13 protein-coding genes are annotated in these 16,469 nt (G+C 70.4%); 6 read left to right on the forward strand and 7 right to left on the reverse strand.

Features of this window, described 5'->3' with window-relative positions:
• Positions 1 to 728, reverse strand: a 728-nt coding sequence (locus tag ACFWPQ_RS37820; RefSeq protein ID WP_384045284.1) for a dolichyl-phosphate beta-glucosyltransferase, incomplete at its 3' end; no start/stop codon positions are given.
• Between the two features lie 151 nt (positions 729 to 879).
• Entirely contained in the window at positions 880 to 2,235 is a 1,356-nt protein-coding gene (locus ACFWPQ_RS37825; RefSeq protein WP_384045286.1) for a helix-turn-helix domain-containing protein, read from the reverse strand.
• Positions 2,236 to 2,602: 367 nt separating this feature from the next.
• On the opposite strand from ACFWPQ_RS37825, the gene ACFWPQ_RS37830 reads away from it, so the two are divergent.
• The 3 genes from ACFWPQ_RS37830 to ACFWPQ_RS37840 all read left to right on the forward strand — a co-directional run bounded on the left by ACFWPQ_RS37830 (position 2,603) and on the right by ACFWPQ_RS37840 (position 7,214).
• Positions 2,603 to 3,946 (forward strand): acyl-CoA dehydrogenase family protein, encoded by a 1,344-nt coding sequence (locus ACFWPQ_RS37830; protein ID WP_384045289.1) that lies wholly within the window; start codon positions 2,603 to 2,605, stop codon positions 3,944 to 3,946.
• 163 nt (positions 3,947 to 4,109) lie between these two features.
• Complete coding sequence (locus ACFWPQ_RS37835) at positions 4,110 to 5,603, forward strand: MFS transporter (protein WP_384045292.1); 1,494 nt, start codon at positions 4,110 to 4,112, stop codon at positions 5,601 to 5,603.
• 45 nt (positions 5,604 to 5,648) lie between these two features.
• Positions 5,649 to 7,214 (forward strand): aldehyde dehydrogenase family protein, encoded by a 1,566-nt coding sequence (locus ACFWPQ_RS37840; protein ID WP_384045295.1) that lies wholly within the window; start codon positions 5,649 to 5,651, stop codon positions 7,212 to 7,214.
• 336 nt (positions 7,215 to 7,550) lie between these two features.
• Here the strand turns inward: ACFWPQ_RS37840 and ACFWPQ_RS37845 are convergent, their stop codons facing one another.
• Both ACFWPQ_RS37845 and ACFWPQ_RS37850 read right to left on the reverse strand, forming a co-directional pair.
• Complete coding sequence (locus ACFWPQ_RS37845) at positions 7,551 to 9,158, reverse strand: MDR family MFS transporter (protein ID WP_384045298.1); 1,608 nt, start codon at positions 9,156 to 9,158, stop codon at positions 7,551 to 7,553.
• Positions 9,151 to 9,834, reverse strand: coding sequence for a TetR family transcriptional regulator (locus tag ACFWPQ_RS37850; protein WP_384045301.1), 684 nt, complete (start codon positions 9,832 to 9,834; stop codon positions 9,151 to 9,153). The genes ACFWPQ_RS37845 and ACFWPQ_RS37850 overlap by 8 nt, the downstream gene beginning before the upstream one ends.
• A gap of 204 nt (positions 9,835 to 10,038) precedes the next feature.
• Between ACFWPQ_RS37850 and ACFWPQ_RS37855 the strand changes: the two genes are divergently transcribed.
• Positions 10,039 to 11,544 carry a carotenoid oxygenase family protein gene (locus ACFWPQ_RS37855; protein WP_384045304.1) on the forward strand — a complete coding sequence of 502 codons (1,506 nt, stop codon included), beginning with the start codon at positions 10,039 to 10,041 and terminating at the stop codon, positions 11,542 to 11,544.
• Between the two features lie 123 nt (positions 11,545 to 11,667).
• Complete coding sequence (locus ACFWPQ_RS37860) at positions 11,668 to 13,128, forward strand: benzaldehyde dehydrogenase (RefSeq protein ID WP_384045307.1); 1,461 nt, start codon at positions 11,668 to 11,670, stop codon at positions 13,126 to 13,128.
• Here ACFWPQ_RS37860 and ACFWPQ_RS37865 read toward each other — a convergent pair.
• The 3 genes from ACFWPQ_RS37865 to ACFWPQ_RS37875 form a co-directional block, all read right to left on the reverse strand.
• The gene (locus tag ACFWPQ_RS37865; RefSeq protein ID WP_384045309.1) at positions 13,116 to 13,763 is read right to left on the reverse strand and encodes a MarR family winged helix-turn-helix transcriptional regulator; all 648 of its coding nucleotides are present in this window, start codon (positions 13,761 to 13,763) and stop codon (positions 13,116 to 13,118) included. The two genes, ACFWPQ_RS37860 and ACFWPQ_RS37865, sit on opposite strands and share 13 nt — an antisense overlap.
• Before the next feature lie 216 nt (positions 13,764 to 13,979).
• Complete coding sequence (locus ACFWPQ_RS37870) at positions 13,980 to 14,825, reverse strand: MFS transporter (RefSeq protein WP_384045312.1); 846 nt, start codon at positions 14,823 to 14,825, stop codon at positions 13,980 to 13,982.
• 104 nt (positions 14,826 to 14,929) lie between these two features.
• Positions 14,930 to 15,109 (reverse strand): hypothetical protein, encoded by a 180-nt coding sequence (locus tag ACFWPQ_RS37875; protein ID WP_384045315.1) that lies wholly within the window; start codon positions 15,107 to 15,109, stop codon positions 14,930 to 14,932.
• A gap of 399 nt (positions 15,110 to 15,508) precedes the next feature.
• Between ACFWPQ_RS37875 and ACFWPQ_RS37880 the strand changes: the two genes are divergently transcribed.
• Positions 15,509 to 16,435 carry a helix-turn-helix domain-containing protein gene (locus ACFWPQ_RS37880; protein WP_384045317.1) on the forward strand — a complete coding sequence of 309 codons (927 nt, stop codon included), beginning with the start codon at positions 15,509 to 15,511 and terminating at the stop codon, positions 16,433 to 16,435.
• Positions 16,436 to 16,469: the final 34 nt, after the last annotated feature.

The following is a 16,469-nucleotide window of genomic DNA, read 5'->3' on the forward strand; positions in this document are numbered from 1 at the left end:
AGGTCGTCACTGGCGGTGCCGACCACGTCGACCCGGGTGTCGATGTCCTCCACCCAGTCGACCGGGACCTCGTGGATGCGCAGTCCGTTGTGCTCCGCGAGGAGCAGCAGCTCGGTGTCGAAGAACCAGGCGTCGTCCTGGGTCACCTCCAGGAGCGGGCCGAGCACCTCGGTGCGGGCGGCCTTGAAGCCGCACTGGGCGTCCGTGAACTTGACGCCGTGGGTGAGCCGGATGATCGCGTTGTAGCAGCGGGAGATGAACTCGCGCCGGGGTCCGCGCACGGTGCGTGCCCCCGGCGCCAGCCGGCTGCCGATCGCGATGTCGGAGTGGCCGCTCGCCAGCGGTGCGATCAGCGGCAGCAGGCCGTCGAGCCCCGTGGAGAGGTCGACGTCCATGTACGCGACGATGTCCGCCTCGCTCGCGCCCCACACGGTGCGCAGCGCCAGGCCGCGGCCCTTGCGGTCGAGGTGGGTGACGGCGACGCCCGGGAGCTCGTCGGCGAGCTCGCGGGCGACGGCGAGGGTGCCGTCCGTGCTCGCGTTGTCCGCGACCGTGATGCGCCACGGGAACGGGAAGTCCTCGCGCAGCCGAGTGTGCAGGGTACGCAGGCAGCCCGGCAGGGCGCGCTCCTCGTTGTAGACCGGGATCACGATGTCGACGGTGGCGGTACCCGATCCGGCGAGCGAGAGGACGGCCGGGCGCTGGAAGGCGAACGTGGGAACAGACATGGGGGTGGCAGTCATGGCTTCCTAAGCGGGAGGAGACAATGGGGGCGGCTCCTGGGCCCGGCGGGGCCAGCTCATGACTCTGGCCGGTGCGACTGGGGGATATCGGGAAGAGAACTGGGAACTGACGGGGAGTCAGATCTGATCGGACGTGTCACGCGTCCGGCTCCAGCAGTTCGGGCAGGTCCTCGGCCAGGGACAACGCCAGCATCACCGCGAACGGATCGCGTTCGACTCCGTGCGGCAGCACGCACTCGGCATGCCTGACCCGGTAGGCGACCGTGTTGGGGGCGATGTGCAGGGCTTCCGCCGCTCCTCGCAGGCTGCGTCCGGAGGCCAGGTAGTGGAGCAGGGTCGTACGCAGGTCCCGGATCTTCGCCCGGGTGTCGGCCAGCTCTCCCAGAGTGGCCTCGACGAACCACTGTGCGAAGTCATGGTCGTCGACCAGCAGGGCCGCCGGGTTGACCGAGTCCAGGTCGAAAACCGTGTCCTGTCCCTGGGCATGGAAGCGCGCGTAGCGGCCCAGACGGAGGGCCACCAGGTGGCTGCGCCGGAAACCGGCAGGCCCGAACAGCGGCGGACCGATCGCGGCCCAGGCAGTGGCCGAGGTCGCCAGGGCGGAGCGCAGGGCGGCGAGCGTGTCCGGCGCGGGAGGCACGAGGAAGGTCAGCCAGGCCGCTGCGGTGTCGTCGTCGTGGTCGACGCAGACGATCTGGGCACCGGCCCGGGCGGCCGGTTCGGCCAGGCTGCGGTGGACGTACTCGGCGAACGGCGCCCCCCTGCCCCCGAGGGCCGCCCCCGCCAGGTCCCGGAATCCGGGAGTCTCCTCGGCGAGCACAGCCACGTGGTGGGCCTTGAGCCGGATCCCCAGGACCCGTTCGGCCTCGTCCGTCTTCGCGGAGCCCTCGACCAGACGCCGGGCCATCTTCCGCTTGGACTCGACCACGTTCTTCTGCCACTGCCGCAGGTCCCGTTCCCACGCCTCTTTGAAGAGCTGCTGGATCACTTCGAGATAGGCGGTCATCCCCTCGTTGAGCCGCCCGGCCAGGGCGAGGGCCTCGCCAGGAGAACGGGCGACGCCGTGCGCGGCCAGGAATTCGAGCAGCGCGCTCTGCACGCGGCCCTGCACCTGCCACATGGCCCGGAACATTCCCGCCAGGGGCATTCCGCGCCGCAGGGCGCGCTGGTTCAGGTTCCAGGACTCGGCGGCCACGTCGGCCTCCGTGGGCAGACGCCCGGACTGCAGGGCGCACAGCATGGAGAGCAGCCCCAGTTCGAGGGCGCGGCGCTGGGCCTCGTCGTCCTGCGGGGACGTGCCTCTGGTGCCGGAGTAGCCGCCCGCCGGCGCCGAGTCGCTGAGTCTCGCGCAGGTCTCGACCGCCCAGGCCACGGGGCCGGGGCCCAGTTCGGCCTCCGCCACGGCCACGGCCTCCGTGCCGCACACGGGCGTCACGGGCAGATCGCCGACAGGCGCGAGTTCACGCACCCATGGGCTGCGCGGGATCGACATCGGCACCCTCCAAGAAAGTTAGAAATCTAACTACAATCTCAGGCTAGGGGCAGGCCAGCAGGCGGGCAAGCCTGCCGACAACACCGACCGCAACGCTCCGGCCAGGCAGGCCCCCGCCTCCGCGACGTCACCTGCGCGTCGCGGGATTGCCATCCGGATGCAACATCGCCGCCAAGATTGGCGCCCCGCACCAAGACGCACGCATCCGATCCTGGCTTTACTCGTGAAGCTGCCGACGTCGGCACGGCCCGGTCCCCTGCCCCGTGTCCGCCGACCCCGGCCATGACCACCGTTCCACGGGGAACCGGCGCGTCCCTGTCACCGCACAGAACCCGTCGGCAAGACCGTGTCGTGTGAAGGAGCCGCCATGCCCACGCCTCCCGTACTTCCCCCGGAGCCCCCCTACGAAGCCCCGAGCGGACCTGATCCGGAGTTCCTGACCCCCGTCGGCCGGGAGATCCGCGACCGGGTGGCCGAGATCGTGCCGGTGCTGCGGCAGGAGGGCACACAGAGCGAGGAGCTCGGCAGCCTCACCCCCACCGCGCTCAAAGCCCTCGACAGCACGGGTGCGTTCAGGATCGCGCACCCTCTGGAATACGGCGGGCACGCGCTCGGAGCCCGGGACATCGCGGAGATCATCGCGACGGCCGCCCGTGGTGACGGTTCGGCGGGGTGGACGGTCTGGGCGGGCACCGGTATCCGCCTGCTACTCGGTTACCCGAAACGCACGGTCGACGAGCTCTTCGCCGTCGACGACGGCTGGGTCGGGCCGCTGACCTGCAACGCCTCCATCCTCGACATCCGCGGTGGCCGCGCGCGCCGGACCCAGGGCGGCTGGCTGGTGAGCGGGGACTGGCGCTTCGCGAGTTCCTGCGGACATGCGGCCTGGGCGATGGTCGGCGTCGAGTTCCACGATGAGGGGGGTCGCCCGCAACGGGGCACGGCGATCATCCCGCGAGAGCAGTACCACCTGCTCGACGACTGGCACGTGATGGGCCTGAAGGCCTCCAACAGCAACGGGATCACCGTCGACGGCGAGGTGTTCGTCCCCGAGCACCGTTTCGCGGACATGGCGGATTTCCCCCGGCGCATGGCGGAACTGCCCACCCGCTACGACGGTCTCGGACTGCGCTACGGACCGAGCGCGGGAGCCGTCGTGGTCGCGCTCAACGCCGCTCCGGTCGCCCTGGGCATGGCCGAAGGAGCCCTGGAGTGCTTCGTCGAACAGGCACGCAAGCGAGTGCCGTTCGGCCTCTCCTACCCCACGGTCGCGGAGATGCCGACGGCGCAGGTGACGGCCGCCCGCGCCCAGGCGATGATCAGTGCGGCTCGCTCGCTCATTCACGGCCACGCCGACACCCTGGACTGGTGCGCGCAGGTGGGGGCGGACATCGGTATGGAGCGGAGTTCGGCCATCTCGATGGATCTGGTCTACTCCGTGCGGCTGTGCGCCGACGCCATCGACATGCTCCAGATCGCCCTGGGGTCCTCGACGGTGAGCCTGCGCAATCCCATCCAGCGGTTCGCGCGGGACGCCCGTGTCATGGCGACGCACCGGATGTTCCGGCTGGAGGAGATGGCCGAGATGCGGGGCCGCTCGATCCTCGGCGTCGCCCAGCCCGAGTTGCACCACCGCAACGCGCACCGCACGGCTGATGTCGCCCGGGCCCAGGCCGCGGCCGACGCGGCCGCCGGAGCACCGCGCTCCTGACGGCCTGCCGATTCCCCGGATCGCCCACCCTGCCGCGCCGCCGCAGACCCGACACGCCGCTCGTCGTCGGCGACGGCCGCCCCCCTTCCACCGGAACTCCGTCGGCACCCGTGGCTCACGGCGCCTACCGCGACCGTGACCACCCGCTCCGGAAGGACACGCGATGACGCGTACTCCGCCCGTGCCCCAGGACGTCCAAGCCGCCTCGGCGGCCGCACCGGAACGCCTCGGCGCCCGCGCCGTACTCATCCTGCTGGCCCTGGTCTGGCCGGCCCAACTGTTCATGCTGGCCGGCATCCTCACCTCGGTGTCGGCCGCCTCGATCGCCCAGCACTACCACACGACGCAGATCGCCTGGTTCACACTGGTCTACGCACTGGGCGGGGCGTTGTTCACCCCCTTCGTCACCAGGGCCGGTGATGTCTTCGGCCGCAAGCGTGTGCTAGTAGCCGTCATCGGCGCCGGTCTGCTGGGGGACATTCTGCAGGCGTCGGCGTCGAGCTATGAAGTGATGCTGGCCGGACGCCTGGTCGCATCCCTGTATCTGCCGGTGACCGCACTCGTGGTGTCCGCCGTCCGGGACCTGTTCCCGCCTCGTCACGTGGGCACGGCCACCGGCGCGATCGGCGCCGCCATGGGCGCGGTGATCGTGCTCGGCCCGCTGCTGGGCGGGCAGTTGCTCGACCGGTTCGGCTTCCGCGCCGTGCTCTGGACGATCGTCGCCGGTGTCGCACTCGCCCTGCTGCTGGCGGTGACACTGGTGCCCGAGCTTCCGGGCACCGGGGAGCGGGCCGGCTTCGACTGGGCGGGCGGTCTCACGCTCGGCGGGGCGGCCGCGATGCTCAGTTCCGCCCTCGGCATCGGCGGAACGGCGGGCTGGACCAGTGGCCCCTTCCAGGGGACGCTCTACATCGGAATCCTGCTCACCGTGCTCTTCGTCCTGGTGGAACGCCGGGCCGCGCGGCCGCTGCTGGACGTACGGCTCCTGGCACGCCGTGATCTCGGCACGGTCCTGGCCGCCACGGCCGTCGGCCAGGGTGCGGCGTGGACGGGCGGCACGCTGATCATCTATCTGGCGCTCTACCCACGGATCCCCGGGGTCTCGGACGGGCTCGGCTGGTCCGCCACCCACCAAGCGCTCGTGATCATGCCGTGCGGCCTCGTCTTCCTGCTGGCCGGTCTGCTCGCCGGGCGGCTCGCCGGCCGTGCCGACCCAAGGCTGCCCTGGCTGTGCGGGCTGTTGCTCGCGGCCTGCGGCCTGGTGGCGCAGGCGTACTTCCACGCGGACGAGGTACAGGTCATCCTCGCCGGCGTCCCGAGCTACCTCGGCGCCGGCATGGTGATGGCCTGTTCACCGATCCTGCTGATGAGCGTGGTCGACAGGTCGGCGCAGGGTGTGGCGAGCGGTATGCAGCTCACCGCGGCCAACCTGGTCACCACGCTCAGCACGCAGTGCATGTTCCTGGCCCTGGCCGTGGGCGGCACGGTCCTCAAGGGAACCGCGTTCTACCGCGACTCCGGCTACCGCGCCGCCTATCTGACCCTGGCCGCCTTCATGGCCGTGGCCCTGCTGCTCTCCCTGCTCATCCCCCGTATCCGGCCCGCGTCCGAGATCACCGCGGGCCCCACCCCGCACGGACCCGAGCCCGTCGTCTGACGGGACCTCCCGCACCCATGACTCCCCACACGTAAGGAAGAGTCCATGACCACCTCCGCACAGAACTCCACCGCCCTGCCGGACCCGGCGCCCCAGGAGGGCACCCAGCTCATCGGCGGGCGATGGGTCCCGGCGCGCGGCGGGGACCGTATCGCCGTCCTCAACCCGGCGACCGAACAACCGTTGTCGCACGTACCACGCGCCACCGGAGCCGACATCGACGACGCCGTGGCGGCCGCGCAGGCCGCGCAGCCCGCCTGGGCAGCCACCGACCCCGGCATCCGGGCCGAACTCCTGCGCCAGTGGGGCCGGTTGACGATGGAGCACGCCGTGTCCCTGGAACTGATCGAGTGCATGGAGGTCGGCAGGCCGCTGGGCCAGGCCATTCCGTTGTTCCTGGCGCTGGACTTCGTGGCCGGCCAGGTGGACAAGGTGACCGGCCTGACCCTGCCCGTCCACTCCCCCGACGCCCTCGGGTTCACCCTGCGCGAGCCGTACGGCGTCGTCGGCTCGATCATCCCGTGGAACGCGCCGGCGGCGATGTTCGTCGGGGACGTCGCCCCCGCCATCGGTGCGGGCAACACCATCGTCGTCAAGCCGGCCGAGGACGCTCCGCTGGCGGCGCTGGCGCTGGCCGCCCTCGCAGAGCGGGCGGGTATCCCGGCCGGCGTCATCAACGTCGTCACCGGCTACGGCCACGAGGCCGGCGCCGCGCTCGCCGCGCACCCCGGCATCCGCCGGATGAGCTTCACCGGCTCGCCGGCCGTGGGCGCGGCGGTGATGGCCGCGTGCGCCAAGAACCACACCCCGCTCCATCTCGAACTGGGCGGCAAGTCCCCCCAGGTGGTGTTCGCCGATGCCGACCTGGACGCCGCCGTACCGGCCATCGTCCGGGGCATCACGTTCAACACCGGCCAGATCTGTATGGCCGGCACCCGACTGGTGGTGGAGGAGAGCGTCCGGGCCGAGGTGGTGGACCGGATCGCGCAGGCCCTCGAAGCGGTTCGCATCGGCCGCTGGGACGAGCAGGCGGACATGGGCCCGCTGATCAACCGAAAGCAGAAGGAGCGGGTGATGGGTTACATCGAGGTGGGCCGGAAGGAGGGCGCCACGCTGGTCACCGGTGGCGGCGACCCGGGTGGCCTCTTCGTGGAGCCGACGCTGTTCGACGATGTCGAGCGGAGCATGCGCATCGCCCAGGAGGAGATCTTCGGTCCGGTGCTCTCGGTACTGCCGGTGGCCGACGAGAGCGAGGCGGTGGCCGTCGCCAACGACACGGAGTACGGCCTGGCCGCCTACCTCTGGACCCGTGACACCGGACGCGCGATCCGGGTCGCCAAGGCCCTCCAGGCCGGGCAGGTGACCGTGAACGCCGGGGACTCGTTCCAGGTGATCGGCGCTCCCTTCGGCGGCTACAAGCACAGCGGCTTCGGCCGCACCATGGGCGCCGACTCCGTCCTCAACCACACCCAGTCCAAGACCGTGGTCATCAACGCCTCCGCCGTGCCCGGGGGCCCGATGATGCCCCCGCCCGGTGCGGCGATGATGTCCCCGCCGCCCGGCGGGCCGATGGCTCCTCCGCCCGGGTTCCCGCCTCCGACGGCGGCCTGACGTCGGGAGCGATATCCATGAGGGGGGCCGCCATGGACGTGGCGGCCCCCTTTCGCTGCCCGAGAAGCCCGCGTGACCGAGCGGCCGGAGCACTACAGCCCCGCAAGTGGTACGGCTGTCCGCGTGTCCTCGGCGCAGTTGTCCCCTCCGGGAGTCGAAGCTTCCCCCTCCGGAAAGCGAGGATGATCGCCCGGCCTGGTCCAGGACCGGCTCGTACTGGACAGCGGTGGCGAACAGGCGCCGCGCCGCCGGCCGTCGCGGGCCCTCGCACAACGAAGAGGCCCGCCTGCTCCACGGCGCTCTCGCCGTGGAGCAGGCGGGCCTCTCAGCCCGTCGTCAGCCGACCGACACGGCCTTCGGTCCCTGGCCCTGGGGCTCCGTGTCCGGGGCCGCCGCCCCGCCCTCGCCCGGGTCGTCGTCGGTGAGGCGCTTCTCGGGGAGCAGGAAGGCGAGGACGATACCGACCACGAAGAGGGGCACCAGGTAGCGGAAGACCGGGGTGAGGGCGTGCTGGTAGGCGCCGATGACCGCGTCCTGGATCTTGGCCGGAAGAGAGTGGACCAGGGTGGGGGTCAGGGAGTCGGTGCTGCCGACCACCTTCAGGTCGCTCTGCGACAGGCGGGAGGCGAGCTGGTCGCTCAGCCTGCTGGTGAAGACCGCGCCGACCGCCGCGGTACCCATCGTCGCGCCGATCTCGCGGAAGAAGTTGTTCGCGGAGGTCGCGGTGCCGACGTCGCTCGACGGGAACGCGTTCTGCACCGCGAGCACGAGCACCTGCAGCATCAGACCGATGCCGGCACCCAGCAGGAAGAGGTACGCGCAGAGCTGGGCGAGCGGAGTGTTGACGTCGATGGTGGAGAGCAGAAGGGCAGTGACCGCGACGACGGTCGATCCGATGATCGGGTAGATCTTGTAGCGGCCGGTCCGGCTCATCACCTGTCCGACAGGGATGCTCGCGCCCATCAGACCCACGATCATCGGCAGCAGCAGCCAGCCGGACTCGGTGGCGCTGACGCCGTAGACCATCTGCAGGTAGGTCGGCATGTAGCTGACGACGGCGAACATACCGACACCGACCACGATCATGCCGATGAGCGTGGCGATGTTGAAGATTCGGCTGTGGAACAGGCGCAGGGGGATGATCGGCTCGGTGGCCCGGCTCTGCGAGAAGAAGAACAGGGACCAGGCGGCCACACCGGCGGCGGCCAGGCCGAGGATCAGCGGGTCGCTCCAGGCGTAGTCGGTGCCGCCCCAGTCGGCGACCAGGACGGTGCAGGCGACCGCGGCCGCCATGAGGGTGATACCGAGGTAGTCGATGGTGACCTTGGCCGCCTTGCGCGGCAGGCGCAGGACCAGGGTGCACAGGGTGAGCGCGACCAGGCCCACCGGCAGGTTGATCCAGAAGCACCAGCGCCAGCCGACGCTGTCGGTGAACCAGCCGCCGAGCAGCGGGCCGATGACGGCGGAGAGGCCGAAGATGGCACCGATGGGGGTCATGTACTTGGCGCGCTGGCGGGGCGGTACGAGGTCGGCGACGATCGCCTGCGAGGTGATCATCAGACCGCCGCCGCCCAGTCCCTGGATGGCCCGGCCGACGATCAGCATCGTCATGTCCTGCGCGGAACCGGCGATCACCGAACCGGCGAGGAAGACGACGATGCCGCCGATGTAGAGGTTCTTGCGGCCGAGCAGGTCGCCGAGGCGGCCGTAGATCGGCATGGCGATGGTGGCGGCCAGGATGTAGGCGGTGGTCACCCAGGCCATGTGGTTCACACCGTGCAGTTCGCCGACGATGGTGGGCAGGGCGGTGCTGACGATGGTCTGGTCGAGCGCGGACAGCAGCATCACGGCCATCAGGCCGGCGTATATGAGGCCGAAGCGGCCCGGCCCGCCGGAGGAGGTCTGCTCCTCCGACGAAGGTGCCGCGGGGACGGTGTCACTCATCGGGTCTCCGAGTTCGGGTCATCGGGTGGGTGGCGAGGCGAACGGCCCTGGGACCGGCCGCGTCTCTGGGCGTGAGGAGTGTGTGCAGGAGGTCTGCGGAGCGCTCCACGTACGGCACGGCCGAGTCGTCGCGCTCCGGTGAGTCGTCGGCCGTCCAGCGCTCCAGGCCGACACGGACCGCGGCCAGCGCGAGAGCGGCGACCATGCTGGGCACCTCGTCCTCCGGTCGCTGCCCCAGGCGTTCCGCGACCGCCTCCGCCACGGAGCGCTGGAATTGGTCGAAGCGGGTCAGCATGGCGGCCAGGACGGTCGGATGGTCGTGCGTGAGCAGGAAGATGGCCTGCATCTCCTCGCGCCTGGGCCCGTGGGCCGCGATGTCGGCCACCAGCGCACGGGTCAGATCGGCGAGCACGTCCCTCGGGTGGGCCGGCCCGAGCGCCGCGAATTCACGCACGACCGCCCGGGGCAGGACGGCGGGGCCGAGCACGATGGCGTCTTCCTTGCTCGGGAAGTAGTTGAAGAACGTGCGCGCGGAGACGCCGGACTCCGCACTGATCATGTCCACGGTGATCTTGTCGAACCCGCGGCCCCGAGCCAGGCGCAGCGCCGCCGCATGGATCTCGTCGCGCGTCTCACGACGCCGACGCTCACGCAGGGTTTCACCAGAGGGACTCATGAAACCTATTATTGCATACTCCGCAAGTTTTGCGGAATCGGCACTTGATGCGTACTCTGTAGACAGACGAGCGGGGCGAGCCGCAGGGATTGACCACCCCCGCGCCGCCTCCTAACCTGCGGGGAACTAGTTAGATATCTAATCAGTTCCTCGGATGCCCGGCCCGACGACAGCCGCACGCTCACGATGAACAGGAGCCCACCGATGGCCGAACCGATCCGCTTCCCCGAGATCTCACTTTTCCAGGGCTTCAACGAGCCCGTCCGGGCCGAGTCCGACATCCACGACCTGGAGGTGATCCAGGGTGCGGTGCCGGAGGCGCTCAACGGCACGCTGTACCGATGCGGGCCGGAGACCCAGTACCCGCCGCGCCTCGGCGTCGAGAAGGCCGACTTCGACATGCTCGTCGCCTACGAGGAGTACTTCAACGGCGAGGGCATGGTCCACCGGTTCCGCTTCGAGAACGGGCACGTCGACTACCGCAGCCGCTGGGTCCGCAACGAGCGCTTCCTCGCCCAGGAGAAGGCCCGCCGCTCACTCTTCGGCCGCTACCGCAACCGCTACACCAACGACGAGCTGGCGGCCGAACTCGACCCGACCACCTCCAACACGCACGTCGTGTGGCACTCCGGCCGCCTCCTGGCCCTCAAGGAGGACGGTCTGCCGATCGAGCTGGACCCGGTCACCCTGGAGACCAAGGAAAAGGTCGACTTCGAAGGCCAGGTCACCGCGCCCTGGCTGTCGGCCCACCCGAAGATCGACGCCCTCACCGACGAGATGCACACCTTCGCCTACCAGGCCAAGGGCGACGGCACCAAGGACATGGCCTACTACCGCATCGACACCAGCGGCAAGGTCGTCAAGGAGGTGTGGTTCGAGGCCCCGTACGCGGCCACCGTGCACGACTACGCACTGGCCGGCGACTACGTCGTCTTCGGCTTCTTCCCGCTGATCACCGACATGGACGTGGTCAGGGCGGGCGGTCCGTACTACCAGTGGCACCGGGACGAGAAGGCGTACTTCGCCGTCCTGCCGGTCGACGGCACCGCCGAGGACATCCGCTGGTTCAACGGTCCCGCCTTCTTCGGCTCGCACATCATGAACGGCCATGTCGACGGCAGCAGGATCGTCCTCGACGTGGACTACTCCGACACCGGGTTCATCGCCTTCCCGAACCACGACGGAGCCCCCTACCCGCCGCCCGCTTCGATGGACGACATCTTCCGCCTCTGCCGCGTCACACTGGACCTGGACGGCGGAGACGAGTTCGACCTCAAGTTCGAGCTGCCGCCGGGCCACAACACCGGCGCCATGTCGCGCTGCGACGACCGCTTCGTCGGCCAGCCCTACCGGCACGGCTACTCCCTGGTGATGCTCCCGGGCTTCAAGGTGGGCATCGCCCACATCGACCACGAGACCGGTGAGGTTCGCGCCTGGGACCCCGGTGACGGTTCCGCGAGCATGGAGCCGGTCTTCGTCCCCGCCCACCGGGAAGCCGCCGAGGGCGAGGGCTACCTGCTGGTCCACGTGAACCGCGAGAGGGAGATGGTCACGGATCTCGTCATCCTCGACGCCCAGAACGTCGACGGCGAGCCGGTGGCCACGATCCGGATCCCGACGCGCATCCGCCTGACCTTCCACGGCAGCTGGGTCGGCGACGAGGACCTCGCGGCCGGTACCTCCTACCACCGTCCGGGCTCCGCCTCCTGATCCCGGCCCCATGCCCCGGGGCGCCCGCCTGAGCGGCGCGGGCGCCCCGGTCAGCCTGTCTCCCCCGCCGCTCGGCGGCGACCCGGACCCCGTACTTCGACATACTCGACGAGGAGTAGAGCCATGACGTGGCTGAACGAATCCCTGTGGCAGTCCAGAATCCACCTGGGAGGGTGGGTGGCCGGCTCCGGCGAGGACCGCTCGGTGGTGGAGCCCGCCACCGGCAAGGAACTGGCCCGCCTGGGCACGGCCACGCCCGCGGACGTGGCCAAGGCGACCGCGCGCGCGGTCGAGGCCCAGCGCGCCTGGGCGGCCCTCACCTACGACCAGCGGGCGGCCTTGCTGCGCCGGGCCGGGAACCTGTTCGAGGAGAAGGCGCAGGAGATCCAGGAGTGGATCGTCCGCGAGGCCGGTTCGACCCCGCCCAAGGCCGGCCTGGAGACCCACACCGCCGCCGAGGAGTGCTTCGAGGCGGCCGCGCTCGCCTCGCACCCGTTCGGCGAGGTGCTGCGCAGCGGGCAGCGGCGGCTGAGCCTGTCCCGGCGGGTCCCCGCCGGAGTGGTCGGCGTCATCGCCCCGTTCAACTTCCCGCTCATCCTGTCGATCCGTTCGGTGGCCCCGGCGCTCGCGCTGGGCAACGCGGTGATCCTCAAGCCCGACCCGCGTACCGCCGTGTGCGGCGGGATCGTCCTGGCCCGGGTCTTCGAGGAGGCGGGTCTGCCCGAGGGGCTGCTGTCGGTGCTGCCGGGCGGTGCGGACGTGGGCGAGGCCGTCGTCACGGACCCGGCGGTGCGGGTCGTCTCCTTCACCGGCTCCACCCGCGCCGGGCGGATCGTCGGCCGGCTGGCCGCCGACCACCTCAAGCGTGCCCACCTGGAGCTGGGCGGCAACTCCGCCCTGATCGTCACCGCCGACGTCGACCTCGACAGGGCCGTCTCCGCCGGCGCGTTCGGCTCCTTCCTGCACCAGGGCCAGATCTGCATGACCACCGGCCGGCACATCGTGGACTCCGCGATCGTCGCCGACTACACCGCGGCCCTGGCCCGGCACGCCGAGGCCCTGACGGTCGGCGACCCGCACGCCGGGGACGTGGCTCTCGGCCCGGTCATCGACGCCGGGCAGCGCGACACCATTCACCGGCTGGTCACCGAGAGCGTCGAGGCCGGTGCGCTGCTCGCGGCCGGCGGCACCTTCGAGGAACTCTTCTACCGGCCGACCGTGCTGGCCAACACGCCGGTGACAGCGCCGGCCTACGCGGAGGAGGTCTTCGGCCCCGTCGCGCCCGTGGTGGCGTACGGCAGCATCGACGAGGCCATCGCCCTGGCCACCGACACCACGTACGGGCTCAAGCTGGGCATCCTCACCGGTGACGGCCTCAAGGCGATGGAACTCGCCGAGCGGATCCCGGTCGGCGCGGTGCACATCAACGACCAGACGGTCGCGGACGAGCCCGTCGCCCCGTTCGGCGGCCAGGGCGCCTCTGGTACCGGCGCCCGCTTCGGCGGCCCGGAGGCCAACCTGGAGGCCTTCACCGAGGTGCAGTGGGTCACCGCGCAGAGCGAGATCCCGGCCTACCCCTTCTGAGGTCCGGGCCGCCGCGCACCTGCCGCAGCCGTGCCGCCCGTCCCGTCCTCCGCCTTCCGGCGGATGCGCGGGACGGGCCCCTGGTTGGCGGCCGCTTTGCGCAGCAGATAGTCCAGGACGACCATCTCCTCGCGGGTGAGCGTCTCGAACCAGGCCTGTTCCGGCTGGCCGCTGAGCCACTTCAGGAACTCCTCGACCACGCCCTCGCCCTCAGGGGTCAGCGTGATCAGAAGCCGTCGTCCGTCGTCCGGCTGGGGAACCCGGACGACCAGCCGGGCCCGCTCCAGCGTGTCCAGGGACGAGGTCACGCTCGCCCGCGACAGGCTGAGCTGGTCGGCCAACTCGCTCGGGGCCTGGGGTCCGTTGAGCTTGAGCGCCGACATCATCCGGAAACCGGCGAAGGACAGACCGGCCGGGCGAGCGAACTCGGTCTCCACCTGACGCTCGATCCACTTCGCCACCTGGATCAGGCCATGCCCGAACGACAGCGCGCGCCACGACTCGGGAGGCAGCTGCCGGGCCAGCGACGAAGGCGGCGCCTCCCGGCTCAGCCGGACGTCCGCCAGTCGGGCCAGTGCCGCGATGTGATCGGCGTACTCCTGCCCGTCGGGTCGTCCAGCCGCCTCGTCGGCCACGGCCGCCTCCTCACTCGACACAGCCGTATCGGCGTCACGAACTCGACTGTCCCTTCCCCTTGCTGCCGGTGAACGTCCCACGCATGGCCGGAAACCGACACGGAGACTCTATCGGACAGGACTCCACCGCCTGACGGACTGTATTCGGCCAACGCCTCGCGCCCGGCGCCATCGGTACTGTTCGGGCGCCGGACGCACGGCAGGTTGTGCCACGGGTCAGACCACCCTCGCCGCGGTCGCGGCACGGCGCTTCGCCGCGCGGGCCCGGACCGCGGTGGCAGCGCCCAGCAGCACACCGGCTCCGAAGGCGCCGAGGACGGCGGGCGATGTCCAGCCCCAGTCACTGCCCTTCACGACTGCGAGGGTGACGAGCATCGGGCTGGTGGCGTCGAAAAGACGGCTCGGGACGTCCAGGTCCCTGAACTTGATCTCCCGGGGCGGGGCGTCCGGAACCACCCGCAGCAGCAGCACGGCCCCCACCGTCAGCACGGCAAGCCCCCACACGCAACCGCGCCAGCCCAGCGCGTCCACGAGGGAGGCGGCCACCGCGTTCGTCACCAGCACGAACACCCCGATCACTCCGAGGATGCTCAGCACCACCAGCGGGAACCGCTTGAGGGGGAAACAGTCCCGCATCGCGAACAGGCACATCGGACCGGCCGAGGTGTACAGGCCGGTCACGGCGTGCGCGGCCAGGGCGAAGCCGAACGTGGGCGCGAGCGCGGTGGCGACATGGCCGATCAGACCGAAGACACAGGCGACGTACAGCACCCGCTTCTTGCCGTACAGGTCACCCGCCTTCACGGCAAAGGGGATGCCCAGCAGGCTCGCCAGCGCGAACACCAGCGTGAACAGACCGGCGTGGGAGGTGGGCAGGTCGTCGACCAGGCTCCCCTGCAGCTTCCCGCTCAGCACCGCACTGATCACCAGCAGCATCCCGGGCCAGTTCAGCGCGAACAGCGCCAGAAAACGCCGGAACCCCCCTCCCGGCGGCAGCGGTACATGCACGACAGGCTCCGACAGAGGTGGTGCGGTGCTGACGGGTGGCGGCTCGGTGGTCATGGCGTTCTCCACGGGAGATTATGATTAGACTTCTAATTACTCCTGTGATTCGGCCTGGGTCAACCAGCGTGCACGGACAATCACCGGTCACACGCCGGAACGGATCACCGCCCCGCGGCATCGGGTTCCCACTCCGGATGGAACTCGATGCCGAATTCCAGGCCCGCGGCCCGGTAGTTCTCCGGGACGGCCGGGATCGGCGCCCCCGGGAGGCTCGGCGAATCCGTCGGCACGCCCATGGCGTGCACGAACCGTTCGAACCCGCCGGTGTTGATGCCCGCCATCCGCGCGGTTGCGGACCGTCCAGGACCCAGATGGTGTGATGGGCGTCGGGATGCAGATGCGCGGGAATCACATCGCCCTTCGGCCCTTCCAGGATCTGCAGCCCGAACTGCCCGCCGGTCTCGTCGCCGCTGAGCCGGACCGTGGCCACCTGGTCGAAGACGACCGAATGCTCTCCCTCCCCCGAGCGCAGCACATACGGCCGGGGCCGCCCGGGCAGCGCGGTCCAGGCCTCGTGGGTGCGGTTGTCCTTGGTCATGCGGTGCTCCTTGTGACGGACGCGTCGAGCCGAACCGAGTGAGGTGCCTGGTGCTCGGTGACCGACACCTGAACCGGTCCTCCCCGTGATCAAGACGCTAGGCCCCGTCGTGCCCCCACCCTGGCGTAGTCTCGGGCACACCATGAAGGAAAACGGACAGAACGCCGCGTCCGCCCGCGACCTCGCGATCGACGTCGTGCCCTTCCGGCCCACGGCGGGATCACCACCCGGCGCCGAGGTGATCGACTTTCCCCGACTCCTCGACCGCGCCGGGCGCCACGGTGTCGACCTGAGTCGGCCTCTGCGGCTCGGATTCCACGAACTGATCACCCTCGAAGCCGGGGAGCTGCACTGTTCGGTCGACTTCGGCGCCTACACCCTGCGCCCAGGAGACTGGCTCTGGGTGTGGCCCGGACGAGTGGTGCGGTTCGAGACCGATCCCGCCCGGTGCGACGGCCGACTGCTCGTCTTTCCGACCGGCTTCCCCAATGCGGCCACGGACACGCTCATCCATGACTTCGGACACCGCCGGCACCCCGTGATCACACCGGACACCGACCGGCATGCCGCGCTGACACAGGTGCTCGACGCCCTGGCCGCGCAGTGCGCCTCGTCCGCGGACCTCCCGGCGGACGCGCACCTGGAGACCACGAGAAGCCTGCTGTCGGTCATCCTCATCCGCCTCGCCCACCTGGCCGGTACACACGGTGAGCGGAGTCCGGGGAACGAGGCCTTCGAACGCTTCCGCCGGGCAGTCGAGGAGGGATTCACCCGCACCCATCGCGTCGACGACTACGCCACGCGACTCGGCTACTGCACACGGACGTTGACCCGGGCCACCCGGGCCGCGGCCGGTTGCGGCGCCAAACGCTACATCGACGACAGGGTGCTCCTGGAAGCCAAACGCCTACTCGTGCACACCGCGCTGAGCCCGGCCACGATCAGCGAACTCGTCGGCTTCTCCTACCCGACGGTGTTCAGCGCCTTCTTCCGTAAGCACACGGCCATGACACCCGGAGAGTTCCGGGCCCTGGCCCAGCCCTCCGCCCCAGGTGCAGTGGGAACATAGCGATGCGACCTGCCTCGACGGTGCTGCGGATCCT

Origin of the sequence: Streptomyces sp. NPDC058464 (genome assembly GCF_042721035.1) — a bacterium.
Classification (GTDB): Bacteria; Actinomycetota; Actinomycetes; order Streptomycetales; family Streptomycetaceae; genus Streptomyces.